This window comes from Nocardia sp. NPDC055002 (genome assembly GCF_053608825.1).
Map to the genome: position 1 here is coordinate 126,165 of NZ_JBSGWE010000009.1, position 17,701 is coordinate 143,865.

15 protein-coding genes are annotated in these 17,701 nt (G+C 69.4%); 14 read left to right on the forward strand and 1 reads right to left on the reverse strand.

Translation table 11 applies throughout. The annotated features are described in order from the left end of the window. Positions 1–88 precede the first annotated feature (88 nt). The gene (locus ACWF99_RS29275) at positions 89–1,903 is read right to left on the reverse strand and encodes a DEDD exonuclease domain-containing protein (RefSeq protein ID WP_452537950.1); all 1,815 of its coding nucleotides are present in this window, start codon (positions 1,901–1,903) and stop codon (positions 89–91) included. A gap of 721 nt (positions 1,904–2,624) precedes the next feature. Between ACWF99_RS29275 and ACWF99_RS29280 the strand changes: the two genes are divergently transcribed. From ACWF99_RS29280 to ACWF99_RS29345, 14 genes are all read left to right on the forward strand, one after another. Next, positions 2,625–3,194: a C40 family peptidase gene (locus ACWF99_RS29280; protein ID WP_378636581.1), complete on the forward strand. Its 570-nt coding sequence runs from the start codon at positions 2,625–2,627 to the stop codon at positions 3,192–3,194. Positions 3,195–3,418: 224 nt separating this feature from the next. Further along, complete coding sequence (locus ACWF99_RS29285) at positions 3,419–4,483, forward strand: NlpC/P60 family protein (RefSeq protein WP_378636579.1); 1,065 nt, start codon at positions 3,419–3,421, stop codon at positions 4,481–4,483. 9 nt (positions 4,484–4,492) lie between these two features. Beyond that, positions 4,493–5,500, forward strand: coding sequence for a peptidase MA family metallohydrolase (locus tag ACWF99_RS29290; protein WP_378660405.1), 1,008 nt, complete (start codon positions 4,493–4,495; stop codon positions 5,498–5,500). Between the two features lie 69 nt (positions 5,501–5,569). Continuing rightward, positions 5,570–6,697: a glycosyltransferase family 4 protein gene (locus tag ACWF99_RS29295; protein ID WP_378660402.1), complete on the forward strand. Its 1,128-nt coding sequence runs from the start codon at positions 5,570–5,572 to the stop codon at positions 6,695–6,697. Between the two features lie 43 nt (positions 6,698–6,740). Next, positions 6,741–7,136: a polyketide cyclase / dehydrase and lipid transport gene (locus ACWF99_RS29300; RefSeq protein ID WP_378636572.1), complete on the forward strand. Its 396-nt coding sequence runs from the start codon at positions 6,741–6,743 to the stop codon at positions 7,134–7,136. Between the two features lie 39 nt (positions 7,137–7,175). Further along, positions 7,176–7,613 (forward strand): SRPBCC family protein, encoded by a 438-nt coding sequence (locus ACWF99_RS29305; RefSeq protein WP_378636569.1) that lies wholly within the window; start codon positions 7,176–7,178, stop codon positions 7,611–7,613. A gap of 26 nt (positions 7,614–7,639) precedes the next feature. Then, on the forward strand, positions 7,640–8,890 hold the full coding sequence (locus ACWF99_RS29310) for an ArsA family ATPase (protein ID WP_452537993.1): 1,251 nt from the start codon (positions 7,640–7,642) through the stop codon (positions 8,888–8,890). Next, on the forward strand, positions 8,880–9,572 hold the full coding sequence (locus ACWF99_RS29315; RefSeq protein WP_452537951.1) for a hypothetical protein: 693 nt from the start codon (positions 8,880–8,882) through the stop codon (positions 9,570–9,572). The genes ACWF99_RS29310 and ACWF99_RS29315 overlap by 11 nt, the downstream gene beginning before the upstream one ends. After that, positions 9,569–10,564 carry an ROK family protein gene (locus tag ACWF99_RS29320; RefSeq protein ID WP_378636564.1) on the forward strand — a complete coding sequence of 332 codons (996 nt, stop codon included), beginning with the start codon at positions 9,569–9,571 and terminating at the stop codon, positions 10,562–10,564. The genes ACWF99_RS29315 and ACWF99_RS29320 overlap by 4 nt, the downstream gene beginning before the upstream one ends. Positions 10,565–10,681: 117 nt before the next feature. Further along, positions 10,682–11,410, forward strand: a complete 729-nt coding sequence (locus tag ACWF99_RS29325; protein WP_378636561.1) for a lysophospholipid acyltransferase family protein — start codon at positions 10,682–10,684, stop codon at positions 11,408–11,410. A 174-nt stretch (positions 11,411–11,584) separates the two neighbouring features. Next, entirely contained in the window at positions 11,585–12,964 is a 1,380-nt protein-coding gene (locus tag ACWF99_RS29330; protein WP_452537952.1) for an ABC1 kinase family protein, read from the forward strand. A gap of 97 nt (positions 12,965–13,061) precedes the next feature. Then, on the forward strand, positions 13,062–14,615 hold the full coding sequence (locus tag ACWF99_RS29335; protein ID WP_452537953.1) for an alkaline phosphatase D family protein: 1,554 nt from the start codon (positions 13,062–13,064) through the stop codon (positions 14,613–14,615). Positions 14,616–14,666: 51 nt separating this feature from the next. After that, positions 14,667–15,938, forward strand: a complete 1,272-nt coding sequence (locus ACWF99_RS29340; protein WP_378660387.1) for an FAD-binding oxidoreductase — start codon at positions 14,667–14,669, stop codon at positions 15,936–15,938. Between the two features lie 232 nt (positions 15,939–16,170). Next, on the forward strand, positions 16,171–17,664 hold the full coding sequence (locus ACWF99_RS29345) for an MFS transporter (RefSeq protein WP_452537954.1): 1,494 nt from the start codon (positions 16,171–16,173) through the stop codon (positions 17,662–17,664). Positions 17,665–17,701 lie beyond the last annotated feature (37 nt).

The following is a 17,701-nucleotide window of genomic DNA, read 5'->3' on the forward strand; positions in this document are numbered from 1 at the left end:
TGCACGGAGTCGTCGTCCATGATCCAGGACGGACTTCCCGGCCGTTCGGCCAGACCGCCGGCCCGCACGGAGGCTGGTGTTCTCGGTGTCAACGTTCGGCCAGATACTCCTCCTGTTCGCTCCTGGTGGTGGCGGCCGCGCGCGCGAGCTGGGCCCATCCCACCCAGCGCGCCGCACCGTGCAGCGGTTCGTGGTACCCGTCGCTGGTCCGCACGATCCGCGCGCCGGGTTTGGCAAGCCAGCGAGCGATGACGCCGACTTCCTCCGGTGGGGCTCCACGCAGGGGTGGGACGCGGGCGTCGAGGTCGACGACCACGCCCTCGAGGGGACGCTGGGTCCCGCTACCCGGCGACGCGGTGCCCAGGTCGGGGATCACGGTTTCGGCGGCGGCGACGATCTGATCGACAACGGCCATCGGCGGGGTGCCGCGGGCCGCGGTGCCTGCCGCGGCGAGGCGGCCGTGGCGGATGACGGAGAATTCCCAGCCGCCCGCACCGTCGGGCAGGGCGATGATCAGTTCCGCGAGGCGAGCGAGGGCGGCCAGACGCTGGGTGCGGTGCAGTTTCGTCACAACGGTGGCGGTGCGGTCGCGCAAACGGGCAGCTGCCTCGAAATGCTCTGCGGTGGCATATGTTTCGATGCGATCGATCATCGCGCGGAGCACAGCGTCGGAGCGCCCGGTGAACAGGTCGCAGACCGCGTCGACGGCCGGCGCGTAGCTCGTCGCGTCGAGATCGCCGTCGTGACGTGCGGCGGGACAGCCACCGACCACCGTGGGCGGGCAGGTGTGTTTCGCCGTGCGGGTGAGCCGGGTGGCGCAGGTTCGGATTCCGGCGAATTCAGCGATCGTCAACGCCACGTCGACGGCGTCGGTCCGGGAATTGAACGGCCCCATCGCGGTTCGGGTCGGGGTGCGCACCGCGGTCAATCGGGGGAACGCCTCCTCGCTCAGGGTGAGCCACCACCCACGCTTGGGGAACTTCGAGCGGCGGTTGTACGGCGGCGCGTGCGCGGCGAGCAACCGCAGCTCGCGCACCCCGGCTTCGAGGCCGTGCGCGCACACCACGTGGTCGACCCGAATCGCCAGTGCCACCATCTCTTTCATCCGGCCGCGGGTCTCCGAGCCGGTGAAGTAGTTGCGGACGCGACGGCGCAGATTCACCGCAGTCCCTATATAGAGGACTTCGTCCGACGGTCCGCGGAAGAGATAGACGCCGGGCACGGCAGGCAGATCGGTCGCGAAAGTGCGCTTGGCGCGTTGGGTTCCGGTGACGCCGGGCAGATAGTCGAGCAGCTCGGTCAGGCTGTGCACGCCCTGATTGCCGACCCGGCCGATCAACGCGTGCAGCACATCGACGGTGGCGCGGGCGTCGTCGAGCGCGCGGTGCGTCGGTGTCGTCGACGCACCGAGGATCTGCGCCAGCACCCCGAGCCGCGCCGATGGGGCCTCGTCTCGCGTGAGCACCCGCCGTGCCAGCTTCACCGTGCACAACACCTGCGGATTGGGCCACGCGATGTCCTGGCGGGCCGCGGCCGCTTTGAGGAACGCGGTGTCGAAGCGCGCGTTGTGCGCCACCAGCACTGCGCCGGCGGCGAACTCGAAGAACCCCGGCAACACTCCCTCGATCCGCGGCGCCTCGTAGACCATCGCCGTGGTGATCCCGGTGATCTGCACGATGGCGGGCGGAATCGCGTACCCCGGATTCACCAGGGTCGCGAACTCCCCCAGCACCTCGCCGCCGCGCACCTTCACCGCCCCGATCTCGGTGATCGCGTCCCGATCAGCGCTGGTCCCGGTCGTTTCGAGGTCGACGACGACGAAAGTGGTGGCATACAGCGGGGTATCGAGCTCGTCGAAGGCCAACTGCCGGGCGGCAGCCGGGAGCGGAACGGGATCGGGCACGGCGAGCAGCGTAGGACGGGGGTCCGACAAGCTCGCCCGAACTCGGTCACCACTCAGCCGATCAGCCGCCTGACGTGGCCGTACCGTAACCGCCTCAGCGATTTTCCCGCCAAGCGGCGAGGGGCGGATACCACCCGGCGACCCGGCCCGCGGCCCGGTACGACCCGGGGCCGTGATCTTCGGAGCCGACAATTCGGCGCGAGACTTTCGTTCTGATGCGAACAAAATGCCCAAGATCAAACTGAATTGTGACCGGGCTCACATTCTTATCGAATTCACATGAGTTCATCAGATTTCAATGGGTAATCGGCCTTACCGCTCTGCGCGCGCCGCAGCTTACGGCGCGCCGCCCGTGAGGCGGACCGTCCGACACGCAGGCAAACCGCGCTCCGAGCCTGCACGACCTGCGGATTTACCGATTCTGGGCACCACAATCGCCGCGCGAACCCTATTGGCGACGCGCCGGTAGCACCCGGAAATCTCGAACGCCGCGACCTGGCGTTATCGTTTCGTGATCGGGTGTGACTCAGCTCGCACACATTCTTCGGTGATATCAGCCGAAACCCCCTTTGGACCGATGTCCGACTTTACAAACCCCCGTGATGTCTTCGTAACCTTTTTGAGACCTCACGGAGTCCCGCCGATCGGAAACGGTCAGCGAGACGAAGCCCGCCGCGTCAAACGGACACGGCGTCGTGGGGCAGATTGGAAGTTCCGCATCATGGCGAACAACACCGTCAAGCGTCAGGCGCAGCGTGCCGTTGCCGTCGGAGCCGTCGGCGCTGCCACCATCGGCGCGTTCCTCCTGCCGGCCGCCCCGGCATCGGCCACCCCGGTGACCGTGCCCGGCATCGGCACTTTCGAGGTTCCGAACGAGATTCCGCTGCCCCAGGGCGTCCCCGGGATCGAGATCCCGGCCGCGCCGCAGGTTTTCACCGCACCGCGCGCCACCGCCGCCGACATCGCCCTCGATGCCGCGCTGAGCAAGATCGGCTCGCCCTACGTCTACGGCGCCGCCGGCCCGAACGCCTTCGACTGCTCGGGCCTGGTCCAGTGGGCCTACGCCCAGGCGGGCATGGACATTCCGCGCACCAGCGACGCCCAGCTGGGCGCCGGCACCCCGGTCTCCATCGACGCCCTGCAGCCCGGCGACATGGTGTCGTTCTACGGCGGCGGCCACTCCGGCCTGTACGCCGGTGACGGCAACGTCGTGCACGCCTCCACCGCGGGCACCCCCGTTCAGATCGCGTCGCTGTCGTCGATGCCGTTCGCGGGCGCTCGACGCTTCTGATCGAATGCCGCGTGATGCGCGATTCGCGGGGAAGTGCGCACCGTCACGGCACTGATCGTCCGGGTACGTGCGCCGTCCACTGGGTTGGACGGCGCACGTACCTTTACTGGACACGACTGCATGCAGTTCCGTAACCTGATCGAGACCTTCTCGGCTGACGAGGAGATCGCGCTCAGGTAGTGCGCTGTATCGGCGGACAACGAGAGAACGGGGCACGGGCCACTGTGACTGCACACCACCGGAATTCGCACGCCACGCGTGGTTTCGCCGGAGCCCTTTCCGCCGCGATCCTGGTGTGCGCGATCTACACCGCCGGTCCCTCCGGTGCCGACCCCGTGGCCCTGCCGACCACCGCGACCGACGCGATCTCCCGCATGGTCGACCTCTCTCGTCAGTCCGAACAGCTCAATCAGCTCGCTCTCACCGCGCAAGGCGATCTCGACGCCAAGCTCGCGCTGCAACGCGAAGCCGACGACAGGGTCGCCGCCACCTCCGCGGTCGTCGAGGCCGCCCGCGCCGAAGTGCGCAAGTTCCAGCCGATGATCGACCGCACCGCCGTGGCCGCCTATACCGGCGTGCGCACCAACAGCATGTTCGCCGTGCTGTCGAGCGGTTCCCCGCAGCAGTTGCTGGACAAGATGTCGACGCTGGACGTGCTCGCCCAGCAGACCACCGATACGGTCCGCCAGTTCAAGCAGGCCGCCGACGCCGCCACCGCGGCCGACGCCGTCGCCCGCACGGCCGCCGAGGCGGCGCACGCCGCGACCACCGCCGCCGACGCGGTGCGCGCGGACGTCGAACGCAAACGCCAGGATCTCGCCGCCTCGACCACCTCGGTGGTCGAGGCGTGGAGTCAGCTCTCGGCTCGCGACAAGTCGACGCTGGCCGGTTCACCGTTCCCCCCTGGCTTCGACCGTGATTCGCTGCTGGCGGGCCTGGTCCCCGGCAGCGGCACCAGCGCGCTGGCCGCCGCCCTCACCCGCGTCGGCGATCCGTATGTCTGGGGCGCCACCGGGCCCGATCAGTTCGACTGCTCCGGTCTCGTGCAGTGGGCGTTCAAACAGGTCGGCAAGAACGTGCCGCGCACCAGTTCCCAGCAGGCGGGCTACGGCACGCCGGTGTCCAAGGACGAACTGCTGCCCGGCGACGTGATCCTGTTCTATCCCGACATCACCCACGTCGGCATCTACGCGGGCAACGGAATGATGGTGCACGCCTCCACGTTCGGCGTGCCGGTCGCTGTCGCGCCGATCAACACCACCCCGTACCACTCGGCCCGGCGATACTGAGCAAGACCGGTGACCGATCCGTCCCCCCGCTCGGGCCTGCGTTCGTGGTTCTCGTCGAACGGCCGCCTGGAATTCTGCATCACGCTCGCCTCGGTCACGCTGCTGACCGGGGCGTGCGTGGCACTGATCCTGGTGCCGCGCAACGCGGGTCCGTTGCAGCTGGCCACCGACGAGGCCGAAGTCCTCGACACCTCCGAGGGCATCGACAATCCGCGCTTGAGTCCGGTGCGCCGCGAGCTGCAACCGTACGGCCCGATCCTGGTGCGTGAAGTCGCCGACGGTGCCGCGGCCGAGGCGCTGCTGGTGGCCCACCCCAGCCATCGCGCCGACCTCGATGTCCTCGAACAACAACTGGGCCGAGCCATTTCGGATGTGAGCGCGGTGTGGGGCACCGAGTGGAATCGCGCACCCGTGGTGGTCGTGGCGAGCACTCCGGCCGAATTCACCGCGCTGACCAGGTCCGCGGGCGCCACCGGCACCGACGTGGCCGCCGTGTCGCTCACCGGGTCCTACACCCCCGGCACCCAACCCACCGACCAGCGCATCGTGTTCAACCCCGACGCCCGCAGGCGAGTCGGGAACGAGGGGATGGCCACGTTGCTGCGCCACGAACTCACCCACCTCGCCACCCGGGCCGACACCACCGACGGCGCACCGTTGTGGATGCTGGAGGGCTTCGCGGAGTACGTCGCTCAGCGCGATCAGCAGACCACCTTCTCCCAGATCGCGCCCACGCTGACCACCCGGTTGCGCGGCGGCGCCCTGCCCACCGAACTCGTCGCCGATACCGATTTCACCGGTGTCGACGCGGCCTACGCTTACGAAAGCGCGTGGAGCACCTGTGCCTTCCTCGCCGACCGCTACGGCACCACCGCCCTCACCACCTTGTACAAGCGCCTGGCCACCGGCCCCCAGTCCCCCGCGGCCCAGGATGCGGCGTTCACCGCCGTGCTCGGTGCCTCGCGTGCCGAGTTGCTGGACGGGTGGCGGGCCTGGTTACGCGGCCGCGCCGCATGACGGTCGCAGGCGCGGGTACGCCTGACCACGTCCGCCCACCTGTCAGCCGACCGATTAGGTTGTTCTCTTATGGCCCGAACTCTGCTGGTTACCAACGATTTCCCGCCTCGGCCGGGCGGAATCCAGTCGTATCTGCAGGCGCTGTCGAATCAGCTGCCGCCCGAGGACCTGGTGGTGTACGCCCCGCGCTGGCGCGGTGACAGCCACGAGAAGTTCGACGCCGCGCAGAAGTTCCAGGTGGTGCGTCATCCGACGACACTGATGCTGCCGACCCCCGCGGTCATCAAGCGCGCGAGTGCGCTGCTGCGCGAGCACGACTGCGACACCGTGTGGTTCGGTGCGGCCGCTCCCCTGGCCGCGATGGCGCCGATGCTGCGGCGCGCGGGCGCGGAGCGCATCCTGGCCAGTACCCACGGTCACGAGGTCGGCTGGTCGATGCTGCCCGGTTCGCGCCAGGTGCTGCGGTCGATCGGCGAGCACACCGATGTGGTGACCTACGTCAGCAAGTACACCCGCGGCCGTTTCGCCTCGGCCTTCGGTCCGCGCGCGGCGCTCGAGCATCTACCGCCGGGCGTCGACCCCACCGAGTTCCGGCCCGACCCGGCCGCCCGGGAAGAGCTGCGCGCCCGCTACGGCCTCGGCGAGCGCCCGACGGTGCTGTGCCTGTCGCGGCTGGTCCCGCGCAAGGGTCAGGACATGCTGATCGTGGCGATGAGCGAGATCCGCGAGCGGGTCGACGGCGCGGTGCTGGTGATCGCCGGTGGTGGACCGTACGAGACGCGCCTGCGCGCGCTGGCCGAGGCGCTCGGCGTGCAGGACAGTGTGGTGTTCACCGGGCGGGTACCCTCCGGCGAGCTGGCCGCCCATCACACGATCGCCGATGTGTTCGCGATGCCGTGCCGCACGCGCGGGGCAGGCCTGGACGTCGAGGGCCTCGGGATCGTCTTCCTCGAGGCGTCGGCGACCGGGGTCCCGGTCGTGGCGGGAGATTCCGGCGGCGCCCCCGAGACGGTGCGCGAGGGCGAGACCGGCATCGTGGTGCACGGCCGGTCGGTCCCGCAGATCAGCGATGCCATCGTCGAGCTGCTCACCGACCGGGACAAGGCGGCCGAGATGGGCGCCGCGGGCCGGGCCTGGGTGGAGCAGAACTGGCATTGGGACCGTCAGGGCGCCCGCTTGCGGGAACTGCTGCGGTGACACCTTGGCCGGGCCCGGTGTGGCGTCCACTACGCTCAGCCGGGTGAGCAGTATCCAGGTCGCAGATCAGACCTTCCTCGCCGCACCCGGCACCGCGATCGCCGAGGTGCTCAGCGCCGCGAACAACTGGCGCCGCTGGTGGCCCGACCTGCGCCTAGATGTGCGCGAGGATCGCGGCGACAAAGGCATCCGCTGGACGGTGGCAGGCGCGCTGACCGGCACCATGGAGGTATGGCTCGAGGCCGTCCCCGAGGGCGCCATCCTGCACTACTTCCTGCACGCCGAGCCCACCACGGCCGCGTCGGAGTCGCCGCGCGCGCTGGCCGCGGCCAATCGGGCCCGCCGGGTCGCGGGTCGCAACATGGCCTTCGAGCTCAAGGCGCGACTCGAAGCCGGTCGCCCCGCGGGCGTCGCGCCCGCGATCGCCGCCGCCCCCTGACAGGCATCGTTCCCAGACAGAAATGAGGGCTTGGCTGCCATGGCCGACCGGACTCAGAGATCGATTCTCATCGACGCACCGTCGCAGCAGGTGATGGCCGTTATCGCGGATCTGGAGTCCTATCCGGAGTGGGTGGCCGCCGCGAAGTCGGTCGAAGTCATCGATCGCGACGCCGAAGGGCGCGCGGCCACAGCACGGTTCGTGCTCGACGCCGGCGTCGTCAAGGACACCTACGTGCTGTCCTACACCTGGCGCGCCGACGGTAGAGCGGTGAGCTGGCGGCTGCTCGAAGGTGACCTGCAGAAGGCCCAGGACGGCAGCTACGAACTCCGGGACCGGCCGGGGGGTGGCACCGAGGTGGTCTACGAACTCACCGTCGACCTGAACATCCCGATGATCGGCATGTTCAAACGCAAAGCCGAGAAGGTCATCACCGACACCGCGCTCAACGAGCTCAAGAAGCGGGTCGAAGGCTGAGCGCCCCGGGCGGTACCCGCGTCGAACTGTTCGTCGGCAAGGGTGGTGTCGGGAAGACGACGCTGGCCTGCGCGACGAGCATGACCTATGCCCGCTCGGGTCAGCGTGTGCTGATCGCCTCGCTGGATCAGGCCCATTCACTCGGCGACGCGCTCGGTTTCCGTTTCCCACACGATCCGGGCACCGTCGCCGGGGTGGCCAGGGTGGCGCCCGGGATCGAGGTGATCGAGATCGACTCGCTCGCCCTGCTCGAGGACCGGTTCCGCGATGTGGTGGCGATGCTGGCCAAGGGCGGCGGCCACGATCACGGCTTCGACCTCGCCGCGCTGGACCCGGCCGAGCTGACCGGGCTGCCCGGTGTGCAGGAACTGTTGATGCTGGTCGAGATCGCCCAGTACGCCGAGGAGAACGACTGGGACGTCATCGTCGTCGACTGCCCGCCCTCGGCCGACATGCTGCGCATCGTCACCGCCCCCGACACCATGCTCAACTATCTCGAACGCCTCTGGCCCAAGCATGCGCGCACGATGAGCGCGATCGGACTGGATCTGCGCAAGGCGGTGCTCGCGGCCGCGGTCGAACGGGTCGTGGTCGCGGTGACCCAGGTCCGCGATCTCCTCGCCGACCGCACCCGTACCAGCGCTCGCCTGATCACCGGCCCCGAACAGGTCGCCGTCGCCGAGGCGCGGCGGGTGCGTTCGGCGGCCGCGTTGCTGGGCCTGCGGATGGACGCGGTGGTGGTGAACAAGGTGCTGGCGCCGGTGCCACCGCCCGGCGACAACGCCCACCCGGCCGTGCACTGGTACCTGAACCGCCGCGCCGAGCAACTCGAGGTGGTGGCCCGGCTGCACGAGCAACTCACCGATGTCCCGATCCTGATCGCCCAGCACGCCGGCGCCGAACCGGTGGGGGTGAATTCGCTGGCGGCCTTCTCGCATTCGGTCGACACGCTGTCCGCCTCACACGCTCAGGGAGCGGATTCGGGCGAACCGATGGTTCGATGGGAGTCCGGCTCCGGTGTCGACTCCGTGTACGCGATGCGGATGCGGCTGCCGGTAGTCGATCCCGGCACCTTGCGGCTGGGCCGAGTGGAGGACGATCTGATCGTGGGAGCCGACGGGGTACGCACACGCGTACGGCTCGCGCCGGTGCTGCGCCGCTGCACGGTGGCGGGCGCCGAACTCGACACCGGTCACCTCGTGGTCCGCTTCCGGCCCGATCCGCGGGTGTGGCCCGCCGATCCGAACTACACGAAGGCCACCGCAGATGAGCACTGACTCCCAGTCCGAGCGCCACGGCCACGACGGCTTCGCCGAGTTCACCGAGGAGCTGCGCCTACTCTCCGAAGTTCTCCTCGCCCGGGTCGAACCCGTGCTGCGCCGCACCGCCGCCGACGGCCGAGCCGATCTGGGCGGTTGCGCCTGGTGCCCGGTCTGCGCGGCCGCGGCCCTGCTGCGCGGCGACCACCACGACGTCGTCGCGGCCCTCGCCGACCACGGCACCTCCATGGTGACGGTCCTGCGCGAAGCCCTCGCGGGCATCCCCGTCGAACCGGTTCTCCCGCCGGAATGGGCCGAGCACGCTGCGGCACACCCGCATTCGGCCGACGACGCCACCGCACCCGAGCCCACGGAGCAGCCCCCACGCCCCCGCGATGCCACGGGTCTGCAGGATCCGGGTTCCAGCCCGCGCCGGCGAGCCCCTCGCCCGGACCAGTCCAGTGCCCCGCGCCCACGCCGGGTCGACGAGTACAACGCGCCTCGGACCACGCGCACACCGCACATCACCCCCGAACCGGACCGCGCCGACGCGACCGCGCCGGGCGCTGACACCTTCGCCCCCACCGCGCAGCCGACGGCCGGCACCCCGAACCAGCGCCCCAGGGCCGAGGATCGGTCGGCCGCCGCCCGCGCGCCACGCTCGCAATATGTCGACATTCCGGTGACGATCCGGGGATGACCAGCAGGATCGACCCGCAACACCTGCTCACCGTCGGCATCGATGTGGGTGGCACCAACATTCGCGCCTCGGTGGTCGACGTCGACGGCGAGGTGCTCGACACCGTGCAGGCGCCGACCCCACATTCGGCGCGCGCCCTCGAGGACGCGATCGACCGCTCGGTGCGCGAGCTGGCCCGGCGGCATCCGATCGCGGCGGTGGGGCTGGCCGTCGCCGGTTTCATCTCCACCGATCAATCGACGGTCCTGTTCGCCCCGCACCTGCCGTGGCAGAACGCCCCGGTCGCCCAACGGCTCACCGCGCGGCTGGGCCTGCCGGTGATCCTCGAACACGACGCGAACGCCGCGGGCTGGGCCGAATACCGCTTCGGCGCGGCGGCGGGCGGGCAGACGGTGGTGCTCGTCGCGATCGGCACCGGCATCGGGGCCGCGCTGCTCATCGACGGTCAGCTCTATCGCGGCAGCCACGGCATCGCCCCCGAACTCGGCCATCTCCAGGTCGTGCCCGAGGGCCGTGCCTGTCCCTGCGGCAAACACGGCTGCTGGGAGCGCTACTGCAGCGGAACGGCGCTGGCCGACACCGCCATCGAAATGCTCGCCACCGACCCTGTGCGTTCGGTGCTCGCGCGCGACGTTCTGCGCGACCCCGGCTCGCTCACCGGCCGCCGGGTCGCGGGCGCCGCACAGGACGGCGATCCACTCGCGGTCCGGGTGATGGCCGACTTCGCGCGGTGGCTCGGACTCGGCCTCGCCTTCGTCAGCGATCTGTTCGATCCCGACCTCGTGGTGATCGCGGGCGGGGTGAGCAGTTCGGCGCCGCTGTTCCTCGACGAGGCTCGCGAACACTACGCGAGCGCTGTCACCGGAGCCGGGCACCGGCCGCTGGCACGCCTGCGCACCACCCAGCTCGGAGAGGCCGCGGGCATGATCGGCGCCGCGGAATTGGCCAGGGCGGCGGTCGATGCGCCGGTGGCCGGTCGCGCGGCGAGATAAGGGTCACAGCCATGTGCTCCAGCTACCAGCTCGGGTTGGTTGTGACCTGCGACCAGCGGTAAAGTCGTTGTCCGACGAGGCTCTACACGACCATCACGGTCCCGGGGAAAGGACGCCATGTTCTACTGGCTGCTCAAGTTCGTTCTCGTGGGGCCGTTCATGCACGTGTACAACCGGCCCGAGGTCGAAGGGGTCGAGAACATTCCGACCGAGGGCCCGGCCATCATGGCGGGCAATCACCTCTCCTTCTCGGACTGGCTGTTCGCTCCGCTGCTGAGCCCGCGCCGGATCAACTACCTGGCCAAGGCCGAGTACTTCACCACCCCCGGTTTCAAGGGCCGGCTGCAGAAGTTCTTCTTCAGCGGCACCGGCCAGTACCCGATCGACCGCAGCGGCGCCTCGGCCGCCGAGGACGCGCTCACCGCCGCCACCAAGCTCCTCGACGAAGGTCGCCTCGTCGGCCTGTACCCGGAGGGCACCCGCTCCCCTGACGGCCGCCTCTACAAGGGCAAGACCGGCATGGCGCGCCTCGCGCTGGAGACCGGCGTCCCGGTGATCCCGGTCGCGGTGATCGGCACCGACAAGGTGAGCCCGCCCGGACCGTTCAAGTGGCGTCGCCAGAAGGTCACGCTGAAGTTCGGAGCGCCTCTTGATTTCTCGCGCTACGAGGGCATGAGCGGCAACCGCTTCGTCGAACGCGCTGTCACCGACGAGGTGATGTACGAGCTGATGCGGCTCACCGGCCAGGAATATGTCGACGTGTACGCGCACAGCCTCAAGAAGGGCGTCGCACCCACCGACAACCAGATCGACGCCACCCGCATTCCCGAGACCAAGGCCGGCTGAGCCGAAACCTGGTGCGCCACACGATGAACCGGCGCACGTCTACGTCGCTCGGATCAATCCTTCTCGCACGCGTCCGCCGTTGCCCGGACACCTTCGCGCCCGATTGGTAACCTTTGCCAGGCACGGGCGGGCGGCCACCACAGGTGGCGGGCGTCGGGGACAGCGAGGTAGACGATGGCCGGAGGCGAATCCGACGAGGGTCGCGTCATGCCGTTCGCCCGGCGCACGACCCCTCGTGACGGCAATCCACCCACCGGCCGGGTAGTGCGCAGTGCGCGCTTGGCCGCGGTACCGGTGGCCTACGCGGGCCGCCGCATCGCGGGCTTCGGCAAACGCGCCGCGGGTCGCGACCCCGCCGCCGTCGACCGCGACATCCGCGTTCGCACCGCCGAACACCTCTTCCAGGTCCTCGGTGAGCTCAAGGGCTGTGTCGCGAAACTGGGCCAGCTCCTCGGCCTGCTCGAACTCGGACTGGCCCCCGACCTGGCCGAACCGTACCGCCAAGCCCTTGCCCGACTGCACGATTCGGCGCCCGCCATGCTTCCCGGCGCGGTCCACGCCGAGCTCGCCACCCATCTCGGCCCGCACTGGCGCTCACTGTTCCTCGAATTCGACGACCGCGCCTCCGCCGCCGCCTCGGTCGGCCAGGTCCATCGGGCGCGCTGGCACGACGGCACGCAGGTCGCGGTCAAGGTCATGTACCCCGGTTCCCGCCGCGCGGTGCTGGCCGACCTGCAAGCTCTGCGTCGCGCCACACCGTTGTTCACCGCACTGCTGCCCGGCGCCGACACCCGCCCGGTGGTGGAGGCGCTGTGCAACGAGATCCGCGACGAACTCGACTACGCCCGCGAAGCCGTCAACCAGCGCGCCTTCGCCACCTCCTTCGCCGACGACCCCGATGTCGTGGTGAGCCGGGTGATCGCCCAGCGCGGCGACGTGCTGGTCACCGAATGGCTCGACGGTGTTCCCCTGTCCCGGCTGATCATTCGCGGCAATGCGAACGAACTCGACCGGCTCGGCGTGCTGATCATGCGCTTCCTGTTCTCCGCTCCCGCCCGCGCCGCCCTCGTCTACGGCGACCCGCACCCCGGCAATTTCCTTCGCATGCCCGACGGCCGGCTCGGCGTGGTCGACTTCGGCGCCTGCACTCCCTGGCCCGGTACCTTCCTCGACGTCGCGAGCGACGTGGGCGCCGCCGTCATCGCCGACTCCCCCGCCGACCTCGAGGCCGCCATGCGCCGCCACGGCTTCGTCGCCCCCGACCGCGACCTCGACATCGCCACCGTCGCCGCCCGACTCCAACCGGTCCGCGAAGCCCTGCTCGCCCCCACCTACCCCCTCTCGGCCGACTGGCTCCGCGAACAGGTCCGCCTCGCCACCGACCTGCGCCTGACGAACATCCTGCGCCAACTCACCATGCCGCCGGCCCACACCCCGATCCTGCGCTCCTTCCTCGGCGGCCTGGCAGTCCTGTGCCAGCTCCACACCGCCGTGCCCCTCCGCGCCGAATGCACCCGCTGGTACCCCGAAACCGCCGCCGCCGCGGGTCTGTAGACGCCTCACCCGAGTTCGGTCTGTCGTACGGCACCGTTCATGTTCCGTTGCCTTGCTAACGACCGCGTGTTCCGACCGGTGGCGCACCGTGACGTTCATGGCTGTTTCGGATTTCGCGATGTCTCGGCGCACGCTGCTGCGCGCAACCGCCCTCGGTGTGGTGACCGCCCCCGCGCTGGTGGCATGCGGTAACGAAGGGCCCGCACTGGTGCGAGCCAGGCCTTCGCTCACGCACGGGGTGGCGGTCGGGGATCCGCGCAGCGACGGCGCCTTGATCTGGGCTCGCTCGGATACGCCCGCGACACTGGTGGTGGAGACGTCGGCGAGCGAGAAGTTCACCGACGTCAAGCGATTCACCGGGCCGCTACTCACCCCGGCTACCGACGGCACCGGGCGGGTGCGGGTCAACGGTCTGCCCGCCGGGCAGCTCGTGCACTACCGGGTGCGCCTCGATGGGGAAGGGGGCGCGAGCTCGGAGGCCCTCACCGGCGTGTTCCGCACGGCGCCGACCGCGCCCGCCGACATCTCGCTGCTGTGGTCCGGTGACGTCGCCGGCCAGGGTTTCGGGATCAACCCGGACCTCGGCGGCATGAAGGTGTTCTCCGCCATGGCCGCTCGCGACCCGCACTTGTTCCTGCATTCCGGCGACTGCATCTACGCCGACAACGCGCTGAAGGAATCGGTGACGCTGCCCGACGGCCGGATCTGGCGCAACATCACCGCCGAAGCGAAGAACGCCCCCGCGGAAACCCTCGACCAGTTCCGCGGCAACTACGCCTATAACCTCACCGACGACAACTACCGCCGGTTCAACGCCGCCGTCGCCCAGATCGTCCAGTGGGACGACCACGAGACCACCAACAACTGGTCCCCCGGCGGCACGGTCGCCGCCGACAAGGGCTACACCGAGCGCAGCATGGACACCCTCGCTACGCGTTCCTGGCAGGCCTTCCACGAGTGGATGCCCTTGGAGCCCAAGGAAGCCGTCGACGGCCGCCTCTACCGCAAGATCTCCTACGGCCCGCTGCTGGACGTGTTCGTCCTGGACATGCGCGCCTACAAAGACGCCAACACCGCCAATACCGCGCCCCAGGGCCAGATCCTGGGCGCCGCCCAGATCGCTTGGCTCACCGACGGGTTGAAGAACTCCAAGGCCACCTGGAAGATCGTCGCCGCCGACCTGCCGCTGGGTGTGGTCGTCCCCGACGGCAAGACCGCCTTCGAAGGCCCCGCCAACGCCGCCCCCGGCGCACCGTCGGGCCGCGAGACCGAGATCGCGCAGGTGCTCTCGGCGATCAAGGCGAACAAGGTCAGCGATGTCGTCTGGCTCACCGCGGATGTCCACTACACCGCCGCGCACCACTACTCCCCCACCCGCGCCGCCTTCACCGATTTCGACGAGTTCTGGGAGTTCGTCTCGGGCCCGCTCAACGCGGGCGCCTTCGGCCCCAACCCCCTCGATCCCACCTTCGGACCCGAGGCGGTCTACGTCCACGCGCCGCCCACCGCCAACACCTCCCCGATGGATCCGGAGTACCAGCACTTCGGCGAGGTGAAAATCGACGGCCGCACCGGAGAAATGACCGTCAACTTGTGCGACGCGACCGGAAAAGTCCTGTTCACCAAGCAACTCGCGCCCACGCGGAAATAGGTGCGAAGTACCCTGCGCAAGAACCGCGCACCTATGGTTAGCTATGCGGTCATGGGCACGCCGCATACCGTCATCTCCGAAGAATATCTCCCCACCGATACGGCGGATGTCGTTCGCACTGTGCGTGATTCGCGCGGTCGCTCGGAACGGTTGACGGTGCGCGGCGGTGAACAGACCGAAGAGTCCTATGGCCTGACCGATCAGCGCGGGGCGCTGTCGCTGCGCAAGATGAACTCGGTGCTCGACATCAACCTGGGTCGGCGCACCGTGCGCGTGCAGGCGGGCGCGAAGCTGTCCGAGATCGACCGCCGCCTCGGCGCGCACGGCCTCGGCCTGCCGGTGGTCGGCGATCATCGCGACATCACCGCGGGCGGCTTCGCCTCCGTCGGCGGGGTGAGCACCGCCTCGCATCGCTACGGCATGTTCATCGACCAGATCGTCGACCTCGAGTACGTCGACCCCGACGGCCGGATCGGCACCTGCGGGCGCGGTCACCACACCGAGCGGTTCCACCGCATCCTCGGCGCGGGCGGTCGCGCGGGCATCATCACCGCCCTCACCCTGGACGTGGTCGAGGTCGACAAGGACCACACCATGCTCACCACCGACGCCGACCGGTTCCTCGACTTCGACTCCTTCGTCGAGCACGCGACCAACGAGATCACCAACCCCGGCAGCGCGGCGCTGCAGGTCGGTCGCTGGGTCGACACCGCCCCGCTGAAGGTGGCGCGCCCGGTCGGCACCGGCCAGGTGACCCTCGGCGCCGTCCGTTTCGGTCAGTGGTCGAGCCTGTACCCCACCGCCCCCACGCGCGGCCTGCGGGCCCGGCGTGAGGTCGGCACGCGGACCCGCAAGTCGTTGGGCGCCATCGCTTCCGCCGCGGGCGGCCGCGCGGGCATGCCGGTCCGCAACGCGGCGGCGGGCGCGCTGATGTTCGCGCCGAAGGTCCTCACCATGCGCGACGCCGAGTACCTGGCCGACACCGTCATCAACTCCTCCGAGCGCGGCCCCGCCTACCGCGTCGGTGTGTTCGCCCCGCTGGCCAACTACGGTTCGGTCTTCTACGGCCTGCACGATCTGTTCTCGGCGCACCGCGAGCGCTCGGGCTGCTTCACCGTCATCTCCGCGATGACCTACGGCGTGCGCTCGGAGTACCTGCGCGCCGAAGCCGCCGCCCGCGGCCTCACGCCCGCCGACTACGGCCTGATCACCTTCACCTGCCGCCTGCGTCCCTCGGCCCTGCCCTCGGAGCAGCTGCGCGAGATCGTCTCGGGCATCGACGACATCTGCCGCTCGGAGCAGGGCCTGCGCTACAGCGTCTGAGGAAGGACTCGACGGGTTCGGCGTTTCACCCGGCTGCGCGTATTCGCGCACTGTGTTACACGCCTGACCCGCTGGTCACGTCGGTTTCGACGGCGACCATCTGACTATCAGTCATATCCATCTCCCAGTGGATGGGATAGTCGGCTCTACGGCTCACCCGGAGAAAGTGTGATGTCGGTTACGCATTCCGATCGTTCGTCGGATGCGGGCCCCATCCTCGAAAGGACCTCTGATGGTCGCTCCCACTCCGACACCCGCCGTGGACCGCTGGACCCCACGCCTGATCTTCTCGCTCGCCTCGATCGTGCTCCTGCTGGAGATGCTGGCGGTGAGCTACATGATGATCTCGACGGCGCTACCGTCGATCGCCGCGCACTACCAGACCACCCAGGGCGCCTGGCTGCTGACGTCGTTCCTGCTGGTCGGCGCCGTCACCGCGCCGCTGATCGGCAAGCTGGCGGACATGTACGGCAAGCGCAAAGCCCTGCTCGGTTGCGTGACCGTGGCCGCGGCGGGATCGCTGCTGTCGGCGATCGCGGGCAGCTACGCGGTCCTGATCGCGGGCCGTGCGCTGACCGGCCTGCTCATCCCCTGCCTGTTCCTGAGCTACTCGCTGATCCGGGACGTGTTCCCGGCGAAGACGATCGCGCTGGCGGTCAGCATCGCCACCAGCGGCATGGGGTTGATCGCGATTCCCGCGCCGTTCCTCACCGGGTGGCTGATCGACAACCACGGATTCCGCAGCATCTTCTGGTTCTTCGTCATCGGTCTCGCCGTACTGGGCGCGCTGATCTTCTTCACGACGGCCGAGTCGTCGGTGCGGCTGCGCTCACGGATCGACCCGCTCGGAGCGTTTCTGCTCGGCGGCGGCATCGCCGGCATCCTCATCGCGGTCAGCTTCGGGCCGACCTGGGGCTGGCGTGACAGTACGACCATGGTGTACCTCTTCGGTGGTGTCGTGCTGCTGCTGGCCTGGCTGGCGAGCGCGCGAATGATCCGGGAGCCGCTGATCGACCTCGACGTGCTCGGCCGTCGTTCGGTGCTGCTCACCACGATCGGCGCCGGACTCTGCTACGGCGCCAGTGGCCTGTTCACCATCCTGCTGCCGATGATGGCCATGACACCGGCCGTGTTCGGGCTCGAATACGGATTCGGCGTCACCGCGGAGGGTTTCGCGATCTTCCAGGCGCCGGTGGGGCTGATGGTGGTGGTCGGCGGTGTGCTCGTGGGTGTGCTCGTCGGCCGCCGCGACGTGCGCCCCCGCATCCTGATGACCTGCGGCATGCTGCTGATGGCCGTCGGATTCGTGCTGACCGCCGCCGTGCACGACAGCAAGCCCCTGCTGATCGTCTTCGCGGGCATCTTCGGCACGGGCATGGGCATGGCCTACGCCGCGATCCCGAATCTGCTGATCGAGGCCGTGCCGCCGCAGTTGCAGGCGGGCACCGCGAGCATCGTCGGCGTCTCGCAGAGCGTGTTCCCCGCCGTCCTGCCGGTCATCGCGTTCACGATCATGAACAACTCCTACATCGCGCCGATCCCGCCGGAGATGACGCAGGGCGCGGTGTTCTATCTGGACCGCGGCTTCACGATCGCCTTCCTGATCGGTGGCGCGACCGCGCTCATCGGCGCGGTGGTCGCGGCGGCGCTGCCCCGCCGGATCGTGCAGCTGTCCGCTCCGCGCAAAGTGGAAGGACCGGAGGAAGGACTGGTGTTCGCGCACTGAGGCATTCGATGCCCAGAGCCGGTCGTGCGCTCGCACG